At 67.5% G+C, this 25,662-nt stretch carries 22 protein-coding genes and 1 riboswitch; of the genes, 4 read left to right on the top strand and 18 right to left on the bottom strand.

Features of this window, described 5'->3' with window-relative positions; genetic code table 11:
• The first annotated feature begins 111 nt into the window (after nucleotides 1-111).
• Nucleotides 112-1,221 (top strand): GGDEF domain-containing protein, encoded by a 1,110-nt coding sequence (locus C8C94_RS02870; protein ID WP_121422660.1) that lies wholly within the window; start codon nucleotides 112-114, stop codon nucleotides 1,219-1,221.
• Between the two features lie 25 nt (nucleotides 1,222-1,246).
• Here C8C94_RS02870 and cobT read toward each other — a convergent pair whose 3' ends face one another.
• The 16 genes from cobT to C8C94_RS02790 all read right to left on the bottom strand — a co-directional run bounded on the left by cobT (nucleotide 1,247) and on the right by C8C94_RS02790 (nucleotide 19,526).
• Nucleotides 1,247-2,317 carry a nicotinate-nucleotide--dimethylbenzimidazole phosphoribosyltransferase gene (gene cobT, locus C8C94_RS02865; protein ID WP_121419639.1) on the bottom strand — a complete coding sequence of 357 codons (1,071 nt, stop codon included), beginning with the start codon at nucleotides 2,315-2,317 and terminating at the stop codon, nucleotides 1,247-1,249.
• A 70-nt stretch (nucleotides 2,318-2,387) separates the two neighbouring features.
• A complete protein-coding gene (locus tag C8C94_RS02860) occupies nucleotides 2,388-3,869 on the bottom strand; it encodes a cobyric acid synthase (protein WP_121419638.1) in 1,482 nt (493 codons plus the stop codon).
• A gap of 35 nt (nucleotides 3,870-3,904) precedes the next feature.
• Nucleotides 3,905-4,297, bottom strand: coding sequence for a DUF3037 domain-containing protein (locus C8C94_RS02855; protein ID WP_121419637.1), 393 nt, complete (start codon nucleotides 4,295-4,297; stop codon nucleotides 3,905-3,907).
• Nucleotides 4,284-5,078, bottom strand: a complete 795-nt coding sequence (locus C8C94_RS02850; protein WP_121419636.1) for a HipA family kinase — start codon at nucleotides 5,076-5,078, stop codon at nucleotides 4,284-4,286. Before C8C94_RS02850 ends, C8C94_RS02855 begins: the two co-directional genes overlap by 14 nt.
• Complete coding sequence (locus C8C94_RS02845) at nucleotides 5,075-6,073, bottom strand: aminotransferase class I/II-fold pyridoxal phosphate-dependent enzyme (protein WP_121422659.1); 999 nt, start codon at nucleotides 6,071-6,073, stop codon at nucleotides 5,075-5,077. The genes C8C94_RS02850 and C8C94_RS02845 overlap by 4 nt, the downstream gene beginning before the upstream one ends.
• 65 nt (nucleotides 6,074-6,138) lie before the next feature.
• Nucleotides 6,139-7,095, bottom strand: a complete 957-nt coding sequence (gene cbiB, locus C8C94_RS02840; protein WP_121419635.1) for an adenosylcobinamide-phosphate synthase CbiB — start codon at nucleotides 7,093-7,095, stop codon at nucleotides 6,139-6,141.
• 58 nt (nucleotides 7,096-7,153) lie between these two features.
• Nucleotides 7,154-7,723, bottom strand: coding sequence for a cob(I)yrinic acid a,c-diamide adenosyltransferase (gene cobO / locus C8C94_RS02835; protein ID WP_056064339.1), 570 nt, complete (start codon nucleotides 7,721-7,723; stop codon nucleotides 7,154-7,156).
• A gap of 29 nt (nucleotides 7,724-7,752) precedes the next feature.
• Nucleotides 7,753-11,949, bottom strand: a complete 4,197-nt coding sequence (gene cobN / locus C8C94_RS02830; RefSeq protein ID WP_121419634.1) for a cobaltochelatase subunit CobN — start codon at nucleotides 11,947-11,949, stop codon at nucleotides 7,753-7,755.
• Nucleotides 11,946-12,332, bottom strand: a complete 387-nt coding sequence (locus C8C94_RS02825) for a DUF2149 domain-containing protein (RefSeq protein WP_121419633.1) — start codon at nucleotides 12,330-12,332, stop codon at nucleotides 11,946-11,948. Before C8C94_RS02825 ends, cobN begins: the two co-directional genes overlap by 4 nt.
• Nucleotides 12,329-12,796 (bottom strand): hypothetical protein, encoded by a 468-nt coding sequence (locus C8C94_RS02820; protein ID WP_121419632.1) that lies wholly within the window; start codon nucleotides 12,794-12,796, stop codon nucleotides 12,329-12,331. The genes C8C94_RS02825 and C8C94_RS02820 overlap by 4 nt, the downstream gene beginning before the upstream one ends.
• Nucleotides 12,793-13,611 carry an ABC transporter ATP-binding protein gene (locus C8C94_RS02815; protein ID WP_121419631.1) on the bottom strand — a complete coding sequence of 273 codons (819 nt, stop codon included), beginning with the start codon at nucleotides 13,609-13,611 and terminating at the stop codon, nucleotides 12,793-12,795. Before C8C94_RS02815 ends, C8C94_RS02820 begins: the two co-directional genes overlap by 4 nt.
• Nucleotides 13,538-14,641, bottom strand: coding sequence for an iron ABC transporter permease (locus C8C94_RS02810; protein ID WP_233573370.1), 1,104 nt, complete (start codon nucleotides 14,639-14,641; stop codon nucleotides 13,538-13,540). Before C8C94_RS02810 ends, C8C94_RS02815 begins: the two co-directional genes overlap by 74 nt.
• Nucleotides 14,638-15,540, bottom strand: coding sequence for an ABC transporter substrate-binding protein (locus C8C94_RS02805; RefSeq protein ID WP_121419630.1), 903 nt, complete (start codon nucleotides 15,538-15,540; stop codon nucleotides 14,638-14,640). Before C8C94_RS02805 ends, C8C94_RS02810 begins: the two co-directional genes overlap by 4 nt.
• A complete protein-coding gene (locus tag C8C94_RS02800; RefSeq protein WP_121419629.1) occupies nucleotides 15,540-16,142 on the bottom strand; it encodes a bifunctional adenosylcobinamide kinase/adenosylcobinamide-phosphate guanylyltransferase in 603 nt (200 codons plus the stop codon). The genes C8C94_RS02805 and C8C94_RS02800 overlap by 1 nt, the downstream gene beginning before the upstream one ends.
• On the bottom strand, nucleotides 16,139-17,500 hold the full coding sequence (locus C8C94_RS02795; protein ID WP_121419628.1) for a cobyrinate a,c-diamide synthase: 1,362 nt from the start codon (nucleotides 17,498-17,500) through the stop codon (nucleotides 16,139-16,141). Before C8C94_RS02795 ends, C8C94_RS02800 begins: the two co-directional genes overlap by 4 nt.
• 142 nt (nucleotides 17,501-17,642) lie before the next feature.
• A complete protein-coding gene (locus C8C94_RS02790) occupies nucleotides 17,643-19,526 on the bottom strand; it encodes a TonB-dependent receptor domain-containing protein (RefSeq protein ID WP_121422658.1) in 1,884 nt (627 codons plus the stop codon).
• Nucleotides 19,527-19,607: 81 nt separating this feature from the next.
• Nucleotides 19,608-19,846, bottom strand: a riboswitch (cobalamin riboswitch).
• A 36-nt stretch (nucleotides 19,847-19,882) separates the two neighbouring features.
• Here C8C94_RS02790 and C8C94_RS02785 point away from each other — a divergent pair.
• The 3 genes from C8C94_RS02785 to C8C94_RS02775 all read left to right on the top strand — a co-directional run bounded on the left by C8C94_RS02785 (nucleotide 19,883) and on the right by C8C94_RS02775 (nucleotide 21,696).
• On the top strand, nucleotides 19,883-20,113 hold the full coding sequence (locus C8C94_RS02785) for a hypothetical protein (protein WP_055395219.1): 231 nt from the start codon (nucleotides 19,883-19,885) through the stop codon (nucleotides 20,111-20,113).
• The gene (locus C8C94_RS02780) at nucleotides 20,110-20,481 is read left to right on the top strand and encodes a cell division protein ZapA (RefSeq protein ID WP_055395217.1); all 372 of its coding nucleotides are present in this window, start codon (nucleotides 20,110-20,112) and stop codon (nucleotides 20,479-20,481) included. Before C8C94_RS02785 ends, C8C94_RS02780 begins: the two co-directional genes overlap by 4 nt.
• A 399-nt stretch (nucleotides 20,482-20,880) precedes the next feature.
• Nucleotides 20,881-21,696, top strand: a complete 816-nt coding sequence (locus C8C94_RS02775; RefSeq protein WP_055395215.1) for a sulfite exporter TauE/SafE family protein — start codon at nucleotides 20,881-20,883, stop codon at nucleotides 21,694-21,696.
• 52 nt (nucleotides 21,697-21,748) lie between these two features.
• Here the strand turns inward: C8C94_RS02775 and C8C94_RS02770 are convergent, their stop codons facing one another.
• Together C8C94_RS02770 and C8C94_RS02765 are read right to left on the bottom strand one after the other, a co-directional pair.
• Complete coding sequence (locus C8C94_RS02770) at nucleotides 21,749-24,193, bottom strand: bifunctional diguanylate cyclase/phosphodiesterase (RefSeq protein ID WP_121419627.1); 2,445 nt, start codon at nucleotides 24,191-24,193, stop codon at nucleotides 21,749-21,751.
• Nucleotides 24,190-25,488, bottom strand: coding sequence for an HD-GYP domain-containing protein (locus tag C8C94_RS02765; protein ID WP_121419626.1), 1,299 nt, complete (start codon nucleotides 25,486-25,488; stop codon nucleotides 24,190-24,192). Before C8C94_RS02765 ends, C8C94_RS02770 begins: the two co-directional genes overlap by 4 nt.
• Nucleotides 25,489-25,662: the final 174 nt, after the last annotated feature.

Here is a 25,662-nt window from a genome sequence, read left to right as displayed (position 1 = left end):
ATCACCCTACGTCCGCACGCAGGTGCGTGGCTATACTGGCCTCGGCATCAAGAAACAATTTCTTACGTACAGCCCTTCCGCGCTCGCCGCATGAACCTCGACCCACGCTCGATGATTGCCATGGCGGGCTTCATGTCCGCCATCATGGCCATCGTGCTGCTGTTCATGCGGCGCTACTACCCGCCCTCCATCCGCGGCGTGGGCGCCTGGGCCGCAGCGCCGCTGCTGTGGCTGGTGTCCACCGTGCTGTTCGGCGCACGCGGGCTCATCCCAGACTGGCTCAGCCTGGTGCTCGCCAACCAACTGCTGGTGCTGGGCACCGTCACCTACTACATGGGCACGCGCAGCTTCATGGGGCAGCCAACCGTCTGGCGGCCATGGAACTGGCTGATGGTGGGCACCACCCTGGTGTTCATCGTGCTCACTTACTGGGCGCCCAACTACGCCATGCGGGTCGGCTTCTTCACGGTGGTCATGGAGGTGATCTACATCGCACAGATGCGCTTCATGCTGCGCCACGGTGGGCGCAACTTCCCCGTGCGGCTGGTGGAGGTGGTGCTGGCCCTGCACATGGCGGTGCTGGCCGTGCGGCTGATCTCGATCGTGACCGGGAATGCCGGTGCCGACCTGATGGAGCCTTCGCTGTTCCAGACGCTGTACATCGGGGCCTATGTGATCACAGTGCTCATGCTGTCCATCGGCGCGGTGCTCATGGCCACCGACCGCCTGCGTACCGAGCTGGAACACCTGGCCACCCACGACTCCCTTACCAACACACTGAACCGCCGAGCGCTGCTGCAGCGCTGCGATGAAGAGCTGGAGCGCGCACAGCGCTATGGCAACGGGCCGTCCATCATGATGGTGGACCTGGACAACTTCAAGGCCGTGAACGACACCCGAGGCCACCAGCATGGCGATGCGGTGCTGGTGCATTTTGCAGAATGCACCCGCCAGGTGCTGCGCCGCGCGGACCGGCTGGGGCGCTACGGCGGCGAGGAGTTTCTGGTGCTGCTACCCGACGCAGAAACTGCCGCCGCCCAGGGCGTGGCCCAGCGCATCCACGCCACGCTGTCCGCCGGCCATCCCCTGGACTGCGAGGTCAGCATCGGGCTCACCAGCTGGACCGGCCCCCACGAAACGCTGGATGCCATGCTGTCACGTGCCGATGCGGCGCTGTACCGCGCCAAGAACGAGGGGCGCAACCGGACCTGCGTCGCTTGATACGACGCAGGGAAGTCCAGCAGGTTCAAGCCGTCTGCGTGGCCACACCGGCCGATTCAAAGCTCGCCATTTCCGCCAGCACCGAGCAGGCCGACTGCAACAGCGGCCACGCCAACGCAGCGCCCGAACCCTCGCCCAGGCGCAGGCCCAGGTCCAGCAGCGGTTCGGCCTGCATTTGCGCCAGCATGAGGCTGTGGCCGCGTTCGCCCGAGCGGTGCGCAAACACGCAGCGCTGCAGCACCGCAGGCTGCAGACGGCTGGCTACCAGCACGGCAGCGCTGGTGATAAAGCCATCCACCACAATCACGCGCCGCTCCAGGGCTGCCTGCAACACAGCGCCCACCAGCGTGGCCACCTCATAGCCGCCCAGCGCGGCCAATGCGGCCAGCGGCGTGGTGGCCTCGGCATTCGCGTCCAGCGCCTGCTGCAGCACGGCGCGTTTGCGCTCGATGCCTGCAGCATCCAGGCCCGTGCCCGCGCCCGTGACGTCCGCCAGGGGCAGGCCCGCCAGGCGCGCCAGCAGCAGCGATGCCACCGAGGTGTTGGCAATGCCCATCTCGCCGAGCAGCAGCGCATTGCCGGGCAAAGTGCGCACCACCTCTATACCGTTGGTGATCGCTTGAGCGCATTGCTCCGCAGTCATGGCTGGGCCGACCGACGCGTCGGCCGTGCCGGGCGCCACCTTGCGCAGCAGCAACTGGGGCGCGCCCGGGGCGGCATCGCGCGGCGCGATGGGCTTGGCCACGCCGCAGTCCACCACGGTGAGGGCCAGGCCGTGTTGGCGAGCCAGCACGCTCACGGCAGCGCCACCGGCCAGAAAGTTCTCCACCATCTGCCAAGTCACGTCACTGGGGAAGGCCGACACCCCCTTGGCCGCCAGGCCATGGTCGCCCGCGCACACCAGCATTTGCGGCTGCAGCAGCGCGGGAGCCTCGGTGCCCAGCACCTGGCCGATGCGCAGGGCCAGCGACTCCAGCCGACCCAGTGAACCGAGCGGTTTGGTCTTGTTATCGAGCAGGTACTGCAGACGGGCGGTCAACGGAGCGTCGGAAATATCGGCGATGGCGGGGACGGTGAACGGGGCCAGGGAGTGCATGGTGTGTGAGACAACAGAATGAAAAAGGAAAAAGGAAACAGGAAGGGCTGAAGGCCGTGGGCAACAGCACTCAGACGGTGGCCGGATCTGGGGCGATCAACGCCCGCAACGCGCCAGGGGCAAAGCTGGCCTCTGCCACGCGGGCCAAACCGTCAAACACCGCGTCGAGCGTGGGCACGGGCGCCGCACCCGCGCGGCCAAACAGGGCCTGCAGCGCAGCAGGGTCTTCCAGCAAGCCATGCAGGTACACGCCCAGCACGTTGCCCGCCGGGTTCTGCCAAGCGATGCCGGGGATAACCTCGCGCGCCACATCGCCCTTGGCAGCCATGGCCGGGTGCTGGGCGGTCTGGCCGTGGTGGATTTCGTAGCCCGTGACAGACACACCCGCCAGCGCAGCCCAGGCCCCCAACACCGCACCAAAATGCGCCTGGGTGCGTTGCACGGTCTTGGCAACCTCGAAGGTGGTGACCAGCGGCAGCAGGCCCAGGCCCGGCGCATTGCCGTCGATGCCTGCGGTATCGATCAATGCCTCGCCCAGCATCTGCAGGCCGCCACACACGCCCAGCACCGTGCCGCCCTGCCCCGCGTGATGGGCAATGGCCTGGTCCAGCCCTTGCGCGCGCAGCCACGCCAGGTCGGCAGCGGTGGACTTGGAGCCCGGCAGCACCACCCAGTCGGTGGGCTTGAGGCCCGCCAGGTCGGCCGGGCTGCGCGCCCAGAGCAGGCGCACGCCGGGCACGTTCTTGAGCGGCTGGAACTCGTCCAGGTTGCTGATGCGCGGGTAGGCGATGACGGCCACGGTGGTGTACACCGCGCCCGCTGACAACGTGCGGTCATCGAACACACCGTCCTCCTCGGGCAGGCCGTGGCGCCATTGCATGGGGATGGTGGCCACGGTGGGCACACCCGTGAGGTCTTGCAGCATCTGCGGCGCAGGCGCCAGCAGGCTGGCATCGCCCCGAAACTTGTTGAGCACAAAGCCTTGGATCACCGCGCGCTCGTCCTCGGGCAGCAGTGCCCAGGTGCCGTACAGGTGGGCGAACGCGCCGCCCCGGTCGATGTCGGTCACCAGCAGGCAGCGAGCATCGGCATGGCGGGCCACGCGCATGTTGACGATGTCGCTGGCGTGCAGGTTGATTTCGGCGGGCGAGCCTGCGCCCTCGATCACGACCACGTCGTTCTCGGCACGCAGTGCATCCAGCGCTGCGGTGATCTGCGGCCACACCTTTTCGCTGCGGCCGCGCCAGGGCATGGCGGTCAGCTCGGCGCTCACCTGCCCCATCAGCACGACCTGGCTGTGCGTGTCGGCCTCGGGCTTGAGCAGCAGCGGGTTCATGCGCACCTCAGGCTCGGCACGCGCAGCCAGGGCCTGGAAATACTGGGCGCTGCCGATTTCACCCATCACACCTGCAGGGCCCGACACCACACGTGCGTTGTTGCTCATGTTCTGTGCCTTGAACGGAGCAACCTTCAGACCCTGGTTGCTGTAGTAGCGGCACAGCGCCGTGGTGAGCCAGCTTTTGCCGGCGCCGCTGGTGGTGCCAAGCACCATCACACAACGGGCCAATTGGGGAGCAGAGTTTTCAGTCAAGGCAGTGGGCGGACCATGCGGTCCATGATGTGTTCAAGTGCTGCAGCCGCATCGGTGCAGCGGCCCGTGTGCACGGGAGAGGTCTGGATGATGGCGCTGCGTTTGGCGGTGAGCCAGTGAAAGCGCTGGCGGTACGGCAGGCGCGCAATGGGGCCACAGCCTTCGTCGCCCGCACAGATGGCCACGATGGCGGCCAGGTGGCGGCGCACGGCGTCAATGTCGGCCTGCGGGTCCATGGCCAGCAGGCGCGCCTCGTCGAGCGCGATGGCAGCCTGGAGAAAGCCGGTGCGCTGGCACGAGAGGATCACGCCCGCGTTGATGAATTCCTCGCGCTCCACGCGCGGCACCACGCGCACGATGGCGTAGTCATACACCTCAGGCACGTGCATCGGCGGCCTCCTTCAGTGCATTCACCCAGGTGGCGCGCCCGGCCAGGCGGGCGCAGAAGTAGTCCACATAGGCCTGGCGGTGGGTAGGGGCAGCGGTCAGCAGGCCTTCTTCGTGATCTGCACCGGCCAGCACCAAAAACTCGTCGGGCACCTCGGCCAGGATGCCCGCCACCACCTCGGGCGTGAGGCGCGCGGCCAGCTCGGCATCCACCTGCGCGAGCAGCGTGGCCCGGGCCAGCAGCACATGGTCGGCAATGGGCGCAAAAGGTTTGGCGGGCAGGGCCACCGTGCCGTTCCAGGCGTGGTGAAAGGTCAGCGCCGCACCGTGGTCGATGAGCCAGGGCTGGCGGTGCCACATCAGCAGATTGGTGTTGCGCGCGGTGCGGTCCACATTGCCCACCAAGGCATCGAACCACACGAGGCGCGAGGCAAAATCATCCGACACGACATCCACCGCCGGGTCGAAATTGAGCGCGCCCGACAGGTAATCCAGCCCCACGTTCAGGCCACCGCTGGCGCGCACCAGGTCCTGGATCTCCGGGTCGGGCTCGGTCTGCGCCAGGGCGGGGTCGAGCAGGGCCAGCACGATGTCGGGCACGGGCAGGCCCAGCGCACGGGCGATGCCACCCGCGATCATTTCAGCCAGCAGGGCGCGCACGCCCTGCCCTGCGCCACGGAACTTGAGCACGTAGGTGCCCAGGTCGTCGCCTTCGACGATGGCGGGCATGGAGCCACCTTCACGCAGCGGCGTGACGTAGCGATTGACGGTGATGGTTCTCACAAGGTCTCCCTCGATCCGATGGAATGCGGGATGGTACGGCCCGGCAGCGCCTGCCATGCAGCCTGCAGCGCATCTTGTGCCGCGGGCGCCAGCACCCCCAGGCGCACGGTGCCGTGGAGGCCGAACGACGTCGCATCCCGCAGCTTGATGCCGCTGGCTCGCAGCGCGGCCAGATCGCTTTGCAACGTGTTGGTGGCGGGCTGCGCGCAGAAATAGTTGGCCAGGCTGCCGGCGTGCAAGGCCCAGCCCAGGTCGATACACAGAGCCTGCTGGCGAGCCTTCCAGTCCCGCAGGGTGCGCAGGCTGTGCACCAGCCATTGCTGCACGGTGGCCTGCGTCCACGCCTGCAGCAGTGCCACGCCGTGGGCACCCACGGGCCAGGAAGACGCCAGGGCCGTCAGTCCCAGCGCCTGCTCTTCACAGTCTGGCGGCGCAATCGCATAGGCGGCACGTACACCCGTCAGCCCCAGGGCCTTGTTGGGGGTCCAGAGCTGCCAGCAGGCCGATGGCAGGTACGGCTGCGGTGCGCCGGTCCATGCGCCCTCGGGGTCCAACCTCAGGGGGACATACGCGCAGTCGAGCACACGCCAGGCAGCAGCATCGCCCGGCCGCCAAGCGCCCAGCGCGGGATCTTCCAGCCCCAAAGGGCTCGACGGCTCGCACGCCCATTGCAAACCCGCCGCGGCACCACCGCTGCGCAGCACATCCAGCCCCCGCACCTGCGCAGCCTGAGCATAGTCGCCATAGCTGTGAGGCGGCACCGCCACCTGCACTGCGCCCTGCTGTGCGGCCAGCGCAGTGGTGCGGTGGATGAACTCGCTGGCACTGGCCGCCAGCACGATGCGCCCTGGCGATACGCCGTGGAAGGCGCCCAGGGCCTCACGCAGCGCCGTGTAGGCCGGGTCGGGGTAGCGCGTGGCTTCGGCCGCCTGCACGGCGTGCAGCGCTTCGGGGCATGGCCCGCAGGCGTTGCTGTTGGTCGAAAAATCAAACACCGGGATGCCCGCAGCGTCCGGCCCACCGTGCAATTGCACAGGCAAGCAAAAAGGACCTGGGAATGTCATGCATGCACCCAGGCAAAGGCAACCAGGACCAGCAGCTGAAGGGCGGCCGCCACCGGCACCATCGCCAGCACCACCTGCGTGCCCAGGCGCGCGGCACGACGCGTATCGAGTGGTCCAACCCGGTGGCCCTTGCTGTGCAGCGTGTACACACCCGGCTTGGCCAGGCGCACGTTCAACGCCAGTGCCATGGCCGCCATGGGCCAGCCGCTGTTGGGGGATGGCGTCTTGCGCGCCTGGCGGGCCAGAGTGGAAAAAGGCAGGCCCTTGGCGACCACCGCCAACAACAAGGCCGTGATGCGTGCAGGCACCCACGACAGCACGTCGTCCGCACGCGCCGCCCACTTGCCCGCCCATTGCCAGTAGCGCCCGCCGCGCATGCCCGGGTAGCCCCACATGGCATCGGCCGTATTGGCAAAGCGGTACAGCGCAGCGCCCGGCAGGCCCAGCAGCGCAAACCAGAACAACGGCGCCACCACGGAGTCGTTGAGGTTCTCGGCCAGCGACTCGATGGCCGATTCGCGCACCTGCATGGCAGTGAGCGCGCTTACATCCCGGCTCACCAGCCGGGCCAGCTGCGCACGCCCGGCAGGCAGCGATTGGCCTAGCGCCACCTCCACCGCCAGCACTTCATCGTGCAGCATGCGCCAGGCCAGCAGGGGCTTGAGCAGCAGTGCCAGCAACGCCGCCGCCACAAAACCGTGCAGCATCAGCACCAGCTTCTGCGCCGCCCAACCGAATATAAAAACAATAGCAGCCAGCGCGCACCAGACAAGCGCTGCGCGCCAAAATAGCTTGAAATCTCGGGCCACTGGCATCCGGGGCGCCAGGCGCTCACCCCACCACTGCAGCGCCCGCCCCATCCAGACCACCGGGTGCCAGGCAGCGGGCGGCTCGCCCAGCCACCAGTCCACCGCCAGCGCCAGCAGCGGCACGCCGATCCACACCGCCACCATGGGCCAGCCCCCGGCGGGTGTGAGCAACAAAAGCCAGTGGTCGGACACGGCGGCCTCACTAATCTTCGATGCCGCGCTGCGCGGGAATGCCCGCCTTGAACGCGTGCTTGATCAGCTGCATCTCGGTCACGGTGTCGGCCAGCTCGATGATCTCGGGGGGGCAGCGGCGGCCGGTGAGGCACACGTGCACGTCCTTGGGGCGATCGCGCAGGGTCTGCAACACGCCGTCGAGCGGCAGCCAGCCGTAGATCAGCGGGTAGGTAATCTCGTCCAGCACCACCAGAAAATGCGCGCCCGACAGGATGGCGGCGCGCGCCTTTTCCCAGCCGTCGCGCGCGAGCTGAGCCGAGTGCTCCAGGTCCTTGCTCTTCCAGCTGAAGCCGTCGCCCAGGCCTTCGATGGGCAGGCCGATCTGCTCGAACATGCGGTGCTCGCCAAAACGCGCGGTGGGCACCTTCATGAACTGGAAGATCTTCACGGCCTTGCCCCGGCCATGGGCGCGCAGCGCCAAGCCAAAGGCGGCCGTGCTTTTGCCCTTGCCGTCGCCGGTGTTGACGATGACAAGGCCCCGGCGTTCGCCCTCGGGCTTTTCGTAGCGTTTTTCGGTGGGCGGGGTTTCGATCTGCATGGTGTCGATTCTTTCAGAGAGACCGGGCATCACACGCCGGCCGGTTGCAACGGGGAAGACAGCGAGGACGGACGGCGCGCCTGCCACGCGGCGCCCGCCATCGCCACCAGAGCCATGACCAACAGGGCCACGATGCCGGCCATGCGCTCCACGGGGCTGGGTTCGGTGGCGCTGTCAGAAGGGGCTGGCTCGGGCTGCCGCTCCAGCAACACGCCCATGGTAGGCACGGCGGGCGCGGAGGGTGGTGCTTCTGCCTGGGCGGGCGGCGCGGGCAGGTCAGCGGCGGCGGGCGTAGGCTGTGGCGCTGCCAGGGCTGGCGACTGCGGCGTGGCAACAGCCATGCCTGCAGGCGCGAACATGGCCACAGGCTCACCACGAGCCGCCTGCTCCACCCAGCGGCGCACGCTGGGCAGCTCGGCCGCCAGCGGCGCGGCGCGCGTGAGCTCCTGGTACATCTGCGCGAGCTGTTTTTGCGTGTCGGCATCGGCCTGCCAATAGCCCTGGCGCTGGGCCTGCACCAGGCGTTCGAGCGATTGGGCGTAGGCCTGCGGGTGTTCCTTGAGCCATTCGGGCAGGCCCAGCTGGTGCTTGTCGCGCACCAGCACGTCGTAGAAGCTTTGCCAATGGTCGCTGCGCACCGTGCCGGGCGCCACGGCCTGCCAGCCCCAGGCGAACTGCACGGCCTTGAGCACCTGCAGCGTGCCCGAATAGCCCTCGGCCTTCTGCGCCTGGAGCCAGCCCGGGTGCAGGTAGCGCGACTGCATCTCCAGCGCAATGGCGCGCTGCGCGGTCTCGGTGGTGGGCTCGCTCACATCCTGCAGCTGGGCCACATGCAGCTCCAGCCCCTGCGGCCGGCCGGCCACACGGGCTGCGGCCGACAAGCCACCCAGGTACTGGAACGGGTCGTCCGAACTGACCATGGCGTACAGGTTCGAGCTGCGCGAGAGGATGGCCGCGTCGGTACGGCGCAGGTGCGCCCCCAGCGCCTTCGCCGCCGTGCCACCTGCACCCCCCGTCACCGGCTCGCCCTCCAGATAAGGCTGGCTCATCCGCTCGAGGAACATCTGGCCCAGGCGCGCATCGTTGGTTTGCAGGCCGTCGCTTTGCACCGCGTCGGACAGGCCGGTGCCGTAGTCGCCCACCGCATTGCCAAACGAGCGCACGCGTGCCAGTTGCTCAGCCTGTGCGCGGGGCACGCCTTGCTTGCGCAGCTCCTGGCCGATCTGCTCGGTATTGCGCGCAATCACATTGCCAGGCTCGGCCGTGGCGGCCTGGGCCACCGCGCGGTCGAGCAGCGCCATCAGCGCGGGGAACTGGTCGCGGTACGAGCCAGTGATGCTCATGAGCACATCGACGCGTGGGCGCTTGAGCTCATCGGCGGCAATGGTCTCCACGCGCACCGGGCGGCCCGAGTCGTCCCACACCGGGCGCATGCCCAGCGCCACGAGCGCCTGCGCTTCCATGATGCCCTGGTGGCGCAGCGTTTCGCCCGCCCACAGCGACAGCGCCATGCGCTCTGGCGCCCGGCCGTTGTGGCGCGCCTGGTAGTCCTTGAACCAGTCGTTGAACAAGGTCTGCGCCACGGCATAGGCCTGGCGCGTGGGCAGGCGGCTCGGGTCCAGCCCCGTGAGGTTGCGGCCTGTGGGCAGGCTGTCGGGGTTGCGGATGGGGTCGCCACCGTACGCAGCGGGCAGGTAGCGCCCTTCCAGCGCAGCCAGCAAGCCGGGCAGCTCGCCCTCTGTGGCAAGCAGGCGCTCCAGCTCCTGCGCGCGCTGGGCCAGCTGTAGCAGCGCGGGCGTGTCGATGGGTTTGCGCGCGGCGCGGTTGGGCACATGGTCTTCGGCGCGCACCACGTCGGATGCACCCGCTGCACCCGGCGTTGCAGCCTGCGCTGGCAGCACGGGGCGCAGGTCCAGCACGCTGGCGGCCTGCGCATCGGTCAGCGCCACTTCCAGCCAGCGCGCGGGGCGTGCGGCCAGCACTGCGTCGTGCTTGATCAGGAAGGCTTCGTCGATGTCCTCGCCCAGCGCCTCGATCAGTGGCTTGCGCAGCGCCTGCAGGATGGTCTCGCGCCGCTGCTCGGGTGCGGGCACGCGGCCGAACACGGCCAGGCCCTTGGGCTGCGAGCTTTGCGCGAGCTGGTCCAGGTAGGGATGCAGAATTTCAAGAAAGCCGTGGAAGTCGGCCGTGATGCGCTCGGCGCTCCAGCCCAGGTCGCGGTGCAGCTGGTGCTCTACAAACTGCGCGACCAGCTGCTTTTCGAGCGCGCGGCGCGTGGGGCCTTCGTCCACGGTTTCCCATTCGTGCATCACCTCGTGCATGTGGGCCATGCGCGCCTCGAAACCTGCCGGGGCGAACACGGGCGTGCGGTGGCTCACCAGCACGGCGCGGCCCCGGCGCTTGGCCGTGAGGGCCTCGCCCAGGTTGTCCACGATGTAGGGGTAGACCACGGGCAGGTCACCGAGCGGCAGCAGCGCGTCGTCGTGCACATCGAGCGCACGCGCCTTGCCACCGGCCCACTCCTGCGTGCCGTGGGTGCCGAAGTGGATGAGGGCATCGGTCTCCAGCTGCGCCCACAGGTACACGGCCAGGTAGTGGTGCGACAGCGGCGCCTTGCTCTTGTGCATGAACGGGTTCTGGCCCAGGCGCAGGGTTTCCTCGCGCGGGGGCTGGGGCAATACCGAGAGCTTGCCCACCTGCAGGCGCGGGATGGCGAACACCTTTTCGCCCTGCCACTCGACCACGTAGCGGCTTTTTTCAGGCGGGCCCCAGTAGGCGTTCATGCGCTCGCGCACGGCCTTGGGCAAGGTGGCCAGGTGCTGCTCATAACGCGCCAGCGGCAGCGCAGCGGCCTGGCCGTTTTGCAGCAGCGCACGCGCATCGGCGCCGGGGTAGTAGGCGGCCAGCAGCGGTTTGAGCCCATCGATCCAGCCCTGCTCGGGCACCTGCTGCGTGCGGTAGCCCGCCTGGGCCAGGCCGCCAGAGACCTGCTCCAGGCTGCGCGGCACGTTGAGGAATGAGGCGCCGAAGTTGGTGCCGCCCGGCGGGTAGTTGTAGACCATGGCCACCAGGCGCTTGTCGGCGGCGGGTTTGGTCTGCAGCGCGATCAGGCGCCGTGCCTTGGCCGCCACGGCCTGGGCCTGGCGCTCGATGAGGCGGAAGTCCCGGCCCTCGGCGCCGTGGGCGGCGACCAGGACCGGGTCGATGGCACCGGCCGCTTCGGGCTGGGCCAGGTAGAACGGCACATCGGACAGCGACAGGCCCGTGTCGCTGGCCTCCCACGCAGCGGCATCGCCCGCGCGGTAAGGCTGCGTGCCCAGCAGGGGTGCGCCCCAGCGGGCCAGCAGCGGCTGCAGCGCGGCGGCCTGTGGCACGAGCTGGTGCAGCACCAGGGCCGAGGCATGCAGGCGGCCCGGGCCGATGCCGCTTTCGGGGGGCAGCTCCAGCACCTCGGCCAGGGTCTGCGCCGTGACCTGCTGGCCAAAGGCGGCATAGGCGAACAGGCCTTGCTGGCGGAAGGTGCGCAGCCAGGCATTGAGCCACTCGGTGCTGCCATCCACAAAATGGTGGCGGTGCACCAGCACGGCCACGGCGGGCAGGCCGCGCAGCGCGGGCTGGCCCTGGCGCCAGGCCTCCAGCGCGGCGGCGTTGGGCAGCAGGCGGGGCGCGTCGGGGTGGTAGATGCCCCGGGGGGGCAGGATATCGGGCGCGGGCAAGGTCGGCATCCCAACACCTGCCACCGTGGCGCGCGCCAGGGCGATGGCGTTCTTCAGGTTGCGCGGGCCGCCGGCCTGCAGGTAGGCCACCATGTGGCCGGACGCATCGAGCGCGGTCAGGTCAGCGGCGGGGGTGCCCGCAGGCACCCAGACCACGCGGCCAGGGGTGCGCACCGCACGCGCATCGAGCTGCGCCCCCGCCATGCGGCGCAAGCGTGCCTCCACGCTGGCATGTGGCGCATCCACCCACACCAGCGCAGCGCCCGCCAGCGCGCGCTCCAGCTTCTGGGCCTGTGCCGCGTCCAGCACCGCTGGGCCACCCAACGGGTAGTCGATGTGCACAAAGCCCAGACCCGCCTCGGAGGCCAGACGCTGCACCATGGCCGTGCGTGGGGCGGTGGTGATGTCGGAGGTGAGCCAGAGCAACACGGGCGCAGACTGCGCGGCCTGCACCAGCGGTGCAGCCAGCAGCAGGCACCACAGTGCCGCGCGCAGGATCAGCGCCGTCATGGCTTGGCAGGTACCGGCGTGGCGGCGTCACCCGCGCCACCGGCCGCGACACCGACAGGAGCAGCGCCCGTTTCAGGGATGTAGACGATGTTGCCGTCTTCCAGCTTGTAGGCCACGCCTGCGCGCACGCCCTGCCCTTGCGCTGCGCTGCCAGCGCCCTTGAAGCGCACTTCCTTGCCCTGCTCGCGCACCACCACTTCCATGTCAGGCTGGCCCGCGTTGCGGATGATGGTCACACTCTCGTTGGCGCTGGTCTGGCTCTGCACGGCCACGGCCGTCAGAAGGGCCACCACCAGCACCAGAAACACGTCCACCAGGTTGACGGCGGACAGCATCGGGTCGTCGTCGTCCTCCGCCAGCACATTCAGGTGCTTCAAGCTCATTGCGCCACCCCGCGCTCCTTGCGCACCACCAGCAGCTCGGCCAGCAGCCAGCGGCGGCGCACCGAGTACACCACCAGGCCCACCGACGCGGCAGCCAGCGCCAGCACCACACCCGCAAAGGCGCCGCTGAACACGGCGAGGGCCTGCTGGCCGTTGCCCGCCGCCACGCTCTGCAGCGCGGGGCCCAGCGGGATCATCGTGGCGATCAGCCCCAACATGGGCGACAGGCGGCTGAGCAGGCGCACGGGCTCCACCTGGCGCACCAGTTGCAGCTCCAGCTCTTCCATCGACAAACCCGGAGCCACGCGCAGCGAGCGGTACTGCGGCTGGCGCCAGCGCTGCCAGGCTTCCATCAGCGTGGCGCCGCCTGCCCACAGCGCGTAGACAAACGCCAGCCCCACCAGCACCAGCACCGGCCACAGCAGCGATTGCGCGACCTGCGAAAAACCCGATTCGATGTTCATGCTTGCACTCCCTTGATTCCTTGATCGTTGTTCTTGCGTTGCAGGGAGGGCAGCGCCATCCACATGCCATCCAGATGCCGCACGTGGATGCGGTGGTCAAACACGCTCTCCAGCGCGGCGTGGGTATCGGGCGCATCGCAGGCGCCCTGGTGCAGCACGCAGCCCTGTGCCATCACCACCATGTCGTCGGCCTGCAGCGCCAGCGACACCTCGTGCAGCACGCTGACCACCGTGCCCCCCGCATCGACCAGCGCGCGCATGGTGTGCAGCCAGTCGGTCTGGTGCGGCGGGTCGAGGTTGGCCAGGGGCTCGTCCATCAGCAGCACCTGCGCCTGCACCGCCAGGGCGCGGGCCAGCAGCACGCGCTGGCGTTCGCCACCCGACAGCTGCGACAACGGGCGGTGGCGCCAGTCCCAGGCCTGCGTGGTGCGCAGCGCCTGCTCGACGGCGGCATGGTCGCCAGCACTTGGCGGGGCCAGCCAGGGCTGGTGCGGCAGGCGGCCCAGCATGGCCACGTCATAGCTCGTGAGGTCGTCGGCCGAGCCTTCGTTTTGCCCCAGCCAGGCCAGCTGGCGGGCGCGTTCGCGCGCGGGAATCTGCACCAGCGGGCGGCCGAGCAACAACACGTCGCCCTGCACCGCCACACGCGGCAGCAGGCCCGCCAGCACCTTGAGCAGGGTGGACTTGCCCGCGCCGTTGGGGCCGACGATGCTGGTCCAGCGCCCGGCGGGCAGTTGCAGGTCAATGCCCTGCAATATCGAGCGATTCCCGATGCTGGCGCTTATTCCATTTGCACTGACAGCTATTGATTTCATAGTGCCCCCCTTGCGAGGTGCGCCGGTGCATGAGCCACAGCAGGTAGGTGCCGCCCAACGCCGCCGTGAGCACGCCCACGGGCAGCTCCTGCGGCGCCAGCAGCCAGCGCGCCAGGATGTCGGCCGCCAGCAGTAGCACTGCGCCCATCAGGCTGGAGAGCACGATGTGCCGTTCGTGCGTCACGCGGACGATGGAGCGCACCAGGTGCGGCGCGGCCAGCCCCACAAAGGCGATGAGCCCCGTCTGCGCCACCGCCGTGCCCGTGGCCAGCGCCATGGCAGCCACCAGCCCCACACGCATGGGCATGAGTGGCAGGCCCAGGCTGGCGGCCGTGGCCTCGCCCAGCGTGAGGCCGTCCAGCGCACGTGCCAGCATCCAGGCAACCACCGAGCACAGCGCCCAGGCCACGGCCATGAGCAAGCAGGCCGCCCAGCCCACAAAAGCCGTGCTGCCCAGCGTGAAGGCCTGCATGGCCTGCAGGATGTCGGGCGAGGCCAGTTCCACCAGGTCACGCAGCGCGCCCAGCACCACGCCCACAATCACGCCCGCCAGCAGCAGGCGCAGCGTGTGCTGCACGCCCTTGGCGAGCAGCAGCGTGAGCACCACCGCCCCCGCCGCGCCCAAAAATGCCATGCCCGTGATGCCGATGCGGGCCATCCATTGCGCCGCCACCGGCGACACGCCGAACATCGCCATCGCCACGGCCCCACCCAGCGCTGCGCCCGAGGCGCTGCCCAGCAGGTACGGGTCGGCCAGCGGGTTGCGAAACAGCCCCTGCGCCACCGCGCCCGACAGGCCCAGAAGCGCGCCCGCCAACCACGCACCCAGGGTGCGCGGCAAACGGATGTCCCACACGATCTGCCAGGCGACGGGGTCGCCGTGCATGCGCAACACGCTGTCAAAACCCGTGCTGCCCACGCTGGCGCCACACACGGCCAGCACGGCGCTGGCCAGCAGCAGCCAGACGGCGCACCAGGCCGCGCGACGGCTCGCCGAGCCAGTGGGCACGTCGATGGGTACGCTGGTCATGAAGCCTTGTCCGCTATACAGCGCGCCATGATGCGGGCCGCCTCGGCCATGCGCGGACCGGGGCGCACCACCACGTCGGAGTCCCCCACGCCAAAGACACACAACCGGTTCTCGCGAATTGCACGCATGGTGGCCCAGCCTGGGTACGGCACCATGGCCTGCATGCTGCGGTTGCCGATCATGATGATGTCGGGGTTGGCGCGCACCACGAACTCGGGGTTCAGGCGCGGAAACGGCCCGAGCGACGCCGGTACCACGTTGCGCACGCCCAGCCGCGTGAGCGACTCGCCGATGAAGGACGACTCGCCCGCTGCATAGGGGCCACGGCTCACCTCGAAGTACACGCGCGCATTTTTGGCCTTGGGTGGCAGGGACTGCGCCGCCGCCAGCACGCCCGCATCGATCACCCGCCAGAGGCGGTCAGAGCCTTGTGCGCGGGGCACGCCCAGCAGGTCGCTCACGGTGCCCAGCACGCGTCGCACGTCGGCATGCGTCTTAGGCTCCAGCTGCACGACGGTGAGGCCCAGTGCCTCCAGCCGGTCGCTGGCACGCGAGCTGACGGACATGAGCACCAGGTCCGGCTTGAGCGCTACGATGGCCTCGATGCTCGGGTCCAGCCCGCCGCCCACCTTGGGCAGCTTGGCAATCACGGCCTCCGGCCAGTTGGAATAGCGGTCCACCCCCACGAGCCGGTGGCATTGCTCCAGCTCGCACACACTTTCGGTCAACGAGGGCAGCAGGCTCACAATGCGCTGCGGCGGACGGGGCAGCGAGACCTCGCGGCCCTTGTCGTCCTTGATGTGCACGGGCTGTGCACGCGCCAGGCCAGCCATGAGCATGCCCAGCGCAATCACGATTGCGATCACCCAGAGGATGCGGCGCACGGGGGTGGGTTTCATCAGCGAGGTTCTTTCAAGGTAAGCGGCAGGCCAGCCGCCATGAGCGTCACGCGGGGGCACACCTGCGCCACCTGCTGGTTGAGCGTGCCGAGCGCATCCACAAAGGCGCGCACCTCGCGCCCCATAGGGATAACCCCCAGGCCAATTTCGTTGCCCACCAGAACAACGGGGCCAGGGGATTTCCGAACCGCTATTAAAAACATAGCTGCTTGCGCTTTCCAATCAAGCGCTAGAGCCTGTTTTTGTTCAAAACTCATAGCTTCCACACCCACGGGCATGGTCCAGCGGGTGAGCCACAGCGTGAGGCAGTCCACCACCAGCAGGGTTTGTGGGGTGCTGTGCAACCCCACGGCAGCGGCCACGTCGTGCGGCTCTTCCACGGTTTGCAGGCCAGGCACCCGTTCGGCGCGGTCACGTTGGTGGCGGGCGATGCGCTCGCGCATCTCCTCGTCCCAGGCCTGCCCGGTGGCGATCAGCACGGCGCGGTGGTCGGCGGACTGGGCCAGCCAGTCGCGTGCCAGCAGCTCAGCGCGGCGGGATTTGCCGCTTTTCTGACCGCCCAGGATGAGTTCGGTAGTGATGGGGTGCGACGCGGATGTCATGATTTGCTCTCACCGCCCAGCAGATGCGCCACCGCCTCTGGACTCGAAGGGAACCACGCATGGAAGTAGCTGGCATGGATGCTGCCCTGCTGGTACAACGCTTCACCCGCATCCGGCGCAACCGCCTCGTTGGGCCGCGCCGTGCGGGCCACCACGGGGGCGCTGCTGTCGCTGGTCGAATAGTGGAAGGTGTGGCCGCGCAACGTGTGTCCTGCCACGGTCAGTTGCTGCGGCCCCAGCGCTGCCAGGCGCTTTTGCATGGTGACGTGACCGAGCAGCACGCCCCACAAAGTGGCCGTGCTGCCATCGGCCAGGGTGATGGATTCAAACAGCGCCATCATGCCGCCGCACTCGGCCCACAGCGGTTTACCTGCGGCCACATGAGCGCGCAGGCTGGCTTGCATCCCGGTGTTGGCCGCGATCTTCGCGGTGTACAGCTCGGGGTAGCCGCCGGGCAGCCACACCGCGTCGCATTCGGGCAGCACCGCATCGTGCAAGGGCGAGAAGAACACCACGCTCGCGCCCATCTGCTCCAAGCATTGCACGTTGGCAGCGTAGATGAAGCAGAACGCCGCATCACGCCCCACGGCCACCGTACGGCCTGCGAGCAAAGCAGGCACGGCAACCGTGGATGCAGGCGCCGGAAAGTCCACGGCCCAGCGCTGCAGGTCCTCCAGCGTCATTTGGCCCAGCGGCGTAGCAGCCAGCGCATCGGCCGCTGCGTCCAGCCGCTGCAGGCTGTCGTCCAGCTCGTGCGCGGCCACCAGGCCCAGGTGGCGCTCGGGCAGCAGCGCCGCACCGGCCTTGGCGGCTAAAGGCGCCTTGCCTAGCTGCACCCGCATCAGCGCGCCCATCCAGTCGTCGGCATCGTGCAAGCCGTCACGCAACATGTCGGCATGGCGCGCGCTGCCTACGCGGTTGGCCAGCACCCCCGCCCAGGGCAGGCCCGGCCGGTAGTGGCGCAGGCCATAGGCCAGCGCGCCAAACGTGCCCGCCATGGCCGAGGCATCGACCACCGCCAGCACCGGCACACCAAAGTGCCGGGCCAGGTCGGCCGCGCTGGGGCTGCCGTCAAACAGGCCCATCACGCCTTCGATGAGGATCAGGTCCGACTCGACAGCGGCGTCGTGCAGTCGCTGCGCGCAGTCGGCCTCACCGTTCATCCACAAATCGAGCTGGTGCACCGGCGCCCCGCTGGCCAGCAGGTGCCAGTGCGGGTCCAGAAAATCCGGCCCGCACTTGAAAACCCGCACGCGCCGCCCCTGGCGTGTGTGCAGGCGCGCCAGGGCGGCGGTGACGGTGGTCTTACCCTGTCCCGAGGCCGGGGCTGCAATCAGCAGCGCGGGACAGCGTGTCACACCCCACCCCCAGTGCGGTACTCACCCAGCGGCCGACGAAACTGGCGCGCCCCAAGCCAGTGCCACCGTGGAACTGGCTCCGCCAGGCCACGGGTGGCGTTCCCCCTCCGGGGGGAAGGCGCGCAGCGACTCAGGGGGGGCTTCATTGAGGCGCCCACTTCACACCGACGTATACCGTGCGGCCTGCGGTGGCATAGGTGCGGGCCAGCTGGTAGTCCTTGTCGGCCAGGTTGTCGATGCGCGCCAGCAGCGTGTAGTCGCGTGCAAGGCGGGTGCTGGCATACAGGTTGACCAGCGCATAGCCGCCGAGCACATTGGTATTGGCCACGGTGTCGAAGCGGCGGCCTGATGCCTGCACTTCGGCGCCCACGGTCCAGCCCGCCAGGCGGGTGTCGGCGCCGAAGGTGGCGTGCTGCTTGGCGCGGCGCGCCAGCTGCTTGCCGGTGTCCAGATCACGCGGGCGTTGCAAGTCAATGGAGCCGTGCAGCTGCACATCGCCCACGCGGTGCGAGCCCGCAAACGTGACGCCCTTGTATTCGGCGCGGGCCGTGTTGGCGTAGCAGCCAAAATCCGACAGGCAGGTGCCGGGGCCAGAGAACGAAATCAGGTTGCTGACACGGTTGCGGAACAGCGTGGCAGAGAAGGTGCTGTTGCCCTGGGCATAGCGCAGCGCCACTTCGGCATTGCGGCTGCTTTCGGGGCGCAGCGTGGCCACGCCGTATTCGCTGAAGCGGTGGTACAGCGTGGGCGCGCGGAAGGCCGTGCCCACCGATGCCGTAGCGCGCCACTGCGGTGTGATGGCGTAGCCGTAGGCCACGCTGCCGGTGCTCTTGCCGCCAAACTCGCTGTCGGAATCGTGGCGCAGGTTGAGCTGCACGGTGTGGCCTGCAGCGTTGTAGCCGTAGCCCAGGGCCAGCGCGTCCTGCGAGCGCTTGGCATCGATGGGGGAGTTTTCGAGGCGGTCTTCACGGCGCTCCAACGCGGCCGTGACCAGGTGCGCGCCCTGGCGCCATTCGTTCTGGAAGTAGTAGCCACGCAGGCGCGTGTCGCTCAGGTAGGGCGAGGGGCGGGTTTCGTATTCATCGCGCGAGTCGGTGATGGACAGGCGCGTCTTGTAGGCGCTGCTCCACTGGGCAATCCAGTTGAGGCCCAGGGCGTGCATGGTGTGCAGGTTGCGGTCGTCCTTGCCCAGCCCGCTGTCGTAGCCGCTGTTGGAGTCATTGACCATGAGCGTTCCCTCCAGCCGATGCGCCACATCGACCTGCAGGCCCACGCGGGCATGGCCTGCCGTGGTGCGATAGCCGTCGCGGTCAGGGTTCTGGGTGGCCACCGCGCGGGCGTTGAAGCCCTTGCTGTCATCGCGCGCAAAGCCCAGCGCGTAGTCCACGGTGCCGCTGGCCCCGCTGATGCCGGCCTCCACCTTGGTGGTGTTGTGGTTGCCAATGCCCACGCCCACATACGGCGCCGTGCCGTTCTCGCCGCGCTTGGTGAAAATCTGCACCACGCCGCCCATGGCATCCGATCCGTATACGGCGCCTGCGGGGCCGCGCAGCACTTCGATGCGATCGATGAGGCCGAGCGGAATGCTCTCCCACGGCGCCCCCCCGGTGGACTGCGAATCGATGCGCACCCCGTCGATATATACCGCTGTGAAGCGCGATTCAGCACCGCGCAGGAATACACCCGTGGTGGCACCCGGGCCGCCATTGCGCGAGAACTCCACACCCGGCAGACGGGCCAGCAGGTCGGCCAGGCCAGTGGCGCCGCTGCTTTCGATGGTTTCGCGGTCCACGATGGAGATGTCGGCCACCAGGTCGGACAGCGGCTGCGGCGTGCGCGTGGCGGCCACCACGGTTTCGGCGAGCGAGGGCGCGCGCAGGTTCTGGGCCAGCAGTTCGCCGGTTGCCGGGGCACTCTGGGCCAGCGCACTGCAGGCACTGCCAACCGCCAGGGTCAACAGGGCCACACGGTGGGCAGGCAGGCGCAGCAGCGCCAAAGGGCGCGCACGAAGGGTACGGATTTTCATGGGGATCATCGTCAACAAACAACCCGGGCCGGCCTCCCGCCAGCATGTGGGTGATACAGCCGCGCAGCTCCAAAAAAGGGCGCACGCAGCCACCGTGTTGGCCGGTATCCGGGCTGGCGGAACACCCCCCAATGCCTTCCCATGCGCTTGTTCAAGGCGCTCAGTGGCGTATGGATGGAGAGAGAGTCGAAAGACTCGTCCGCTGACCGTTGCGGGGGCAGCGCAGGCTGGGCGTGTACCGGTGGTACTGCGCCTCCCTGCTTCCCGTTGAACTGCGGCATGTGAACCACACCGCGAGCACCAACCGCGCGATTTTACGGCTGTTTACAGCCTGCAACCCTACAATCGGGGGCTGTATGGCAACACCGTCCCCCACCGACCAGATCGCCGAGCGCGTCGACCGCCTGCTGCTGCGCCACGCAGAACTGCAACGCACCAACGCGCTGCTGACCGATCAGGTGGCCGCGCTGACGCAAGAACGGGACTCCCTCAAATCCCGCCTCAGCGCCGCCCGCGCCCGCGTGGATGCACTGCTGGAGCGCCTGCCCGCCGCAGCCCCCGCCGCTGTCACCAAGGAAGCCGAATGAAGCAAATCGAGGTGCAGATCCTGCAGCAAAGCTACCTGCTGACCTGCCCCGAGGGCCACGAAAGCCGCCTGCTGGATGCTGTGGAGCGTGTCGATACCGCGATGATCCGCATCCGCGATGCGGGCAAGGTCCGCGCCCGCGAACGCATTGCGGTGCTGGCGGCCTTGAACCTGGCTTTCGAAATCGCCGACCGCGAGGCTGCCGACCTGGCAGCAGGTGCCGCCGCCAAAACGGCCAGCACCACCATCGCAACCGCTGCCAGCACGGGTACGCAGGAAACCCTCCTACCCGACGAAGACCAGCAGCGCCTTCATGCCCTGGTGCAGCGATTGGATCAGGCATTGGGCGACGACGGCCGCCTTCTTTGACAGCCCCCCAGCACATCGCCAAGCCTGCCGGATTGCCCCCGATCTGCACCCCTCAAGGCTTACGGGCTTTACATGGCCCCAGACACTCAACCCGTGCAGGCAGCGCCTACAATGGCGTTGTCTGCGAAGCCGCCGGGCTTTATATTTCCTTGAACCAATGCTCAACGAGCTCGGGCTTGGTACATTGCCCGGTGAGCGTGATCATCTCGCGTCAGATGAACCCAACGCTTGGCTGCCCTCGCCCACCTGAACCCCCGGTTCAGGATGAGAGTCCGGTGGCATTCGCAGACACCTTCTTCCCCATGCCCCTGTCCACGCAACCCCACGCTGCAGCATCTCCGACAGGGCATCTCCCCGCCTTCCCTCTCCTCTTTCCACCCCTTTGTCTGACGTCGCGCAATGCTCGATCCCCTGCTGATTGTTGAACTCGGTGTCCTGGGCCTGGCCACAGGTTTTCTGGCGGGCCTACTGGGCATTGGCGGCGGGATGCTGCTGGTCCCGTTCCTGACCTACATCCTGGGCGCGCAAAAGGTCGCACCCGATCTGGCGGTGAAGATGGCGATTGCGACCTCGATGGCCACCATCATGTTCACGTCGATCTCCAGTGTGCGGGCCCACCACCAGCGCGGCGCCGTGCGCTGGGACATCGTCAAGCGGCTGGCGCCTGGCATCGTGCTCGGTGGTTTCATTGCGAGCCTGGGCGTGTTTGCGCTGCTCAAGGGTTCGTTCCTAGCCATCTTCTTCGCGTTGTTCGTGAGTTTTTCGGCCACGCAGATGTTTCTGGACAAAAAACCCGCCCCCACGCGCCAGATGCCCGGTGGTGCAGGCCAGGTGGCGGCAGGTGGTGTGATCGGATTCCTTTCAGGCCTGGTAGGGGCCGGTGGTGGCTTTGTGAGCGTGCCGTTCATGACCTGGTGCAACGTGCCCATCCACAATGCGGTAGCCACCAGTGCGGCGCTGGGTTTTCCCATCGCACTGGCCAACGTGGTGGGCTATGTGATCGGAGGGCAGAACGTGGAGGGATTGCCAACCGCCTCGCTGGGCTACATCTGGCTCCCCGCCCTGGCCGTGATCGCGACCTGCAGCGTGCTCACCGCGCCACTGGGAGCCAAAGCAGCACACAGCCTGCCAGTCAAGCAGCTCAAGCGTGTATTCGCATCGCTGTTGTTCGGGCTGGCGGCGTACATGCTCTGGAAGGGCATCGCGGCGTTTTAAGCGTCTCTGGACCGACCTCCATGCTACCGGGGGGCCCTAGCACCAGGTTGCCTTAGTTCTGGACCGAACTGCGCCGCCCCCGCGCATTCAAAGGCAAGGGCCTGGCAAGCATGGCGCGAAACTCCTGGGCAGGAAGCCCTGGCGCGCAGAGAAATCCCTGGTAGTGGTCGCACTGCATCTGCAGCAACACCGCCTGCTGGGTTTCTGTTTCCACCCCCTCTGCCACCACCTCAATGTGCATGGCACGCCCCATGCTGATGATGGCACTCACGATGGCCCGGTCTCCATCATCGTCGGGCAGGCCACGCACAAAGGACTGGTCGATCTTGAGCTTGTGGATCGGCAGCTTCTTCAGGTACGCCAGGCTGGAATACCCGGTGCCGAAATCGTCGATGGCGAGTCCAATGCCAAGCCCGGCGAGCACACGCAGGCGCTGCTCCATTTCCTGTGCATCCTGCAGCAGGATGGTTTCCGTCAGCTCCAGTTCCAGCAGCGTGGGCGGCAACTGGTGCACCGCCAGTAGCCGGGTGATGCGGTCCACGAAATCAGGCTGCCGGAACTCCAGCGCCGACACGTTCACCGAAATCATGATCGGCATGCCACTGTGCATCCACACCGCCGCCTCACGCACGGCCTGCTCCATGACCCACGCGCCCAGCGTCACGATGTAGCCAGACTCCTCCGCCAGGGGGATGAACTGCCCAGGTGATACTGCACCGAACTCCGGGTCGGTCCAGCGTATCAGCGCTTCGGCCCCCGTGATGCGCCCGGTGGCCATGTTGACCTGTGGTTGGTAGTGCACTGCCATGCGGTCAAGCCCCAGCGCCTGGCGCATCGCATGCTCCATCTGCATGCGCGACAGCAGATTGGCATTCATCTGCGGCTGGTAAAAGCCATAGCTACCCCGGCCGCGCTCTTTGACACGGTACATGGCCGTGTCAGCCTGCTTGATGAGATCGTCCAGCGTCGCACCGTCCTGTGGGTACAGCGCCATGCCAATGCTGCACTGGATGGAGAAGCCCATGCTGTCAAGCATGAAGGGCCTGAGCATGTCTTCCAGGATGCGGCGCGCCACGCTCTCAGCCACCACGGCATCACCGCCATGCAGGTAGATGACAAATTCATCGCCACCCAGTCGGCACAACATGTCCGTCTGGCGCAGGCAGGCCTGCAGGCGCTCGGCCACCAGTTGCAGCACACGGTCACCGAAAGGGTGGCCGAGGGAGTCATTGATGATCTTGAAGCGGTCGAGATCCAGAAACAGGATGGCAAAGCCCGTGTCGCTCTGGCGCGCCCCCTGGATGGCAGTGTCCACACGCTGCGACAACAGCAGACGGTTGGGCAGGCCCGTGAGTACGTCGCTGTAGGCCAGCTCCTCAATGCGCTTCTGGGCGGCGTGCTGCAGCGTCAGATCCCGCATGAAGCCGATGCTCTGCACCAGACGCTCTTCGTCGTCGCGCAGCGCCACCCATGACAACTGCACTGCGCAATAGGTGCCGTTGTCACGGGGCAGCCACAGCTCGCCTTCCCAGAAACCCTCCTTGGCCCACCCCTGCAGCACCTGCTCCATGAAAGCCGCGTCCGACCCACCACCGAACAACGACGCCGCCAGGCACCCTTCAAACGATTTGGCAGACGGCCCCACCAGCCGCTCGCAGCCTGGGTTCATGCGCAAGACCCGGTGCTGGCTGTCGGCGATGAAGATGGCGTCCAGGCTGGACTCGAACACCCGTGCGGCCAGTCTCAGGCTGGCCTGTATCTCGGTCTGGCGGGTGATGTCCCGGTACGAATACACCCGCCCCACGGGCCGCCCCTGGCTGAACTGCGGCACGGTGCGCAACTCCAGCACCAAGCCATTTCGCAACACCAGAATGTCGGTGCTCTCCTGCATCGGCTCTCGGGCGATGGCAGCCAAACGCTCCGCATAGGCACGTGCGTCCTCAACCTGGGCCTCCATGTGCGCATAGACAGCCGCATCGTCGCGCCGCACCAGCAAATCGCGCGGAATATTCCACAGTTGCGCAAGCCGCTGATTGAAAGCCCGCACCCGGCCATCGAGGCTGCACACGAGCATGCCGTCAGCGGCAGAATCCAGCGTGGCGCGCAGCTCAGACAGCAAAGTTTCCAGCTCGCGCTCGGTCGATTCCTGGACACTGCGATCCAGCATGGTCAGCATGAAGACCGTGCCAGAAGCGACCTCTGCAGGAACGCGCGTCACCTGACGATTGACTGGAACCAGGGTGCCGTCAGCGCGCAAAAGGCTGGTGTGGGAATGAATGCCATCTGCAACCACCTGGGCCGACTCCCCCCAGAACGCCATGTCCTGCGGCGTGGAGGCCAGACGCAACACGGGCGTACCCACCATCTCGGCCACAGGCAAACCCACCAGCCGCTGCGCGGCGGCATTCGCGTGAAGGATGAGCAGGCTGGTCTCATCGACCAGCCAGACGGCCTCCTGTAAACCGTCGAGCCAGCCGTGGGACTGCGAAACGGTCACGACCCTGCCTCTTCGGGACCGGGGCTGACCGCACGCTCGAAAAAGTAACAGATACGCTGCCGCGGAGAGAGGTAGTCCAGCGCATCGCGCGGCAGTTGCGCAGGCTTGAGGCTGCGCCGGATACCCAGCTCGGGCACAGTTTCCAGGTCCAAGATGGGAGCCTCATCCTTGGGCACCCGGGAGTCATGGACGATGACCTTGGGCCGCAGCGGACGCGAAGAGTTGACCGAGGCAACAATCGCATAGCGGTCGTTCACCAGCTGGACGATGGAGCCCGGCGGGTACACCCCCATCATGCGAATGAATGCCCCGAGCACCACTGAATCGAAGCGCGCCTTGAGCTGTGCAAAGATGACCGACAAAGCCTCGTGGGGTGTGAGCGCATCCACTCCATTGGCGGGATTGCACATGCGGTCGTAGCGATTGACGAGGGCGAGCACCTGGCTCGCGCGCCCCAGATCGGGCCCCGACAACCGCAGCGGAAACCCACTGCCATCGGCCATCTCATGGTGCCGAGCAACGGCGGTAATCACAGGTTCGGGCAGCCCCATGCGCGTGGCCAGTGTCACGGACTCAGCCACATGGGTCTCGTAACGCGTACGCTCCATCGGAATCATGGAGGGCGTAGGTTGCCTGAGATTCGGCGGCAGCTTGAGCTTGCCCAGATCATGAATCAGCGCGGCAATGCCAAGGTCGTGCAGCTCGGCACTTTTCATGCCCAACGCACGGCCCAGCAGCAAAGAGATCACCATCACGTTGATCGGGTGCAGGGCATTGCGCTCGCCCACCCCTTCCGACAACAGCCGGATGACAGAATCACCGTTTTCCAGGAGCTCGGCCACGCAACCTGACACCAGCGTTTCGCCTTTGGTACGGGCCTGGTCGGGGTGCTCCGAGACGACCCGCTCCAGCGCCTGGTATTGCCGCGTGGCCTCCCCAAACCGCTGATTGCAGGCCGCCAGCGTCCGGTTCTGGGCCTCCAGCAATTCACGCCTGCGCTGCGCCTCTGGGTCCACCTTAGCAGTAGCTGTCGCAGCCTCTGGTGCACTCGAAGACGATGCCTTCATTTCCGGCACGCTCCAGGCTGCAGGCACGAGTTCCCTCAGTTCTGGATCGCTCTTTTTGGGAAAGTACCGCACCTCGGTGAGCCCCAGCTCACGCAAGGTGGCAATCTGCTCCGCCGCCGCCACACGAAAGCTGCTCACCGGGAACGGATGGTGCAACCAACCCACGTCGAGCTGGATGTACATGCCGACACGCAGTTGGCTGATGTCGATGAGGATGGAGGAGTTCACTTCAAGGTGTGTGAAACATGGCGACGTCAATGCCACCAATAGTTACACAGATTATCGCCAGTTCGAGGGTCTTGTCGAAGGAGTGCGCCTGCGCCGCAGCGGCACGGCAACACTTGCCTTTCTCACCAAGGGCAGGCGTTGATCACCCTTGTATAGACATGGATTTACGAGGCC

Source organism: Acidovorax sp. 94 (genome assembly GCF_003634645.1).
Taxonomy (GTDB): domain Bacteria; phylum Pseudomonadota; class Gammaproteobacteria; order Burkholderiales; family Burkholderiaceae_C; genus Acidovorax; species Acidovorax facilis.
This window is presented reverse-complemented; position numbering and strand designations above follow the sequence as displayed.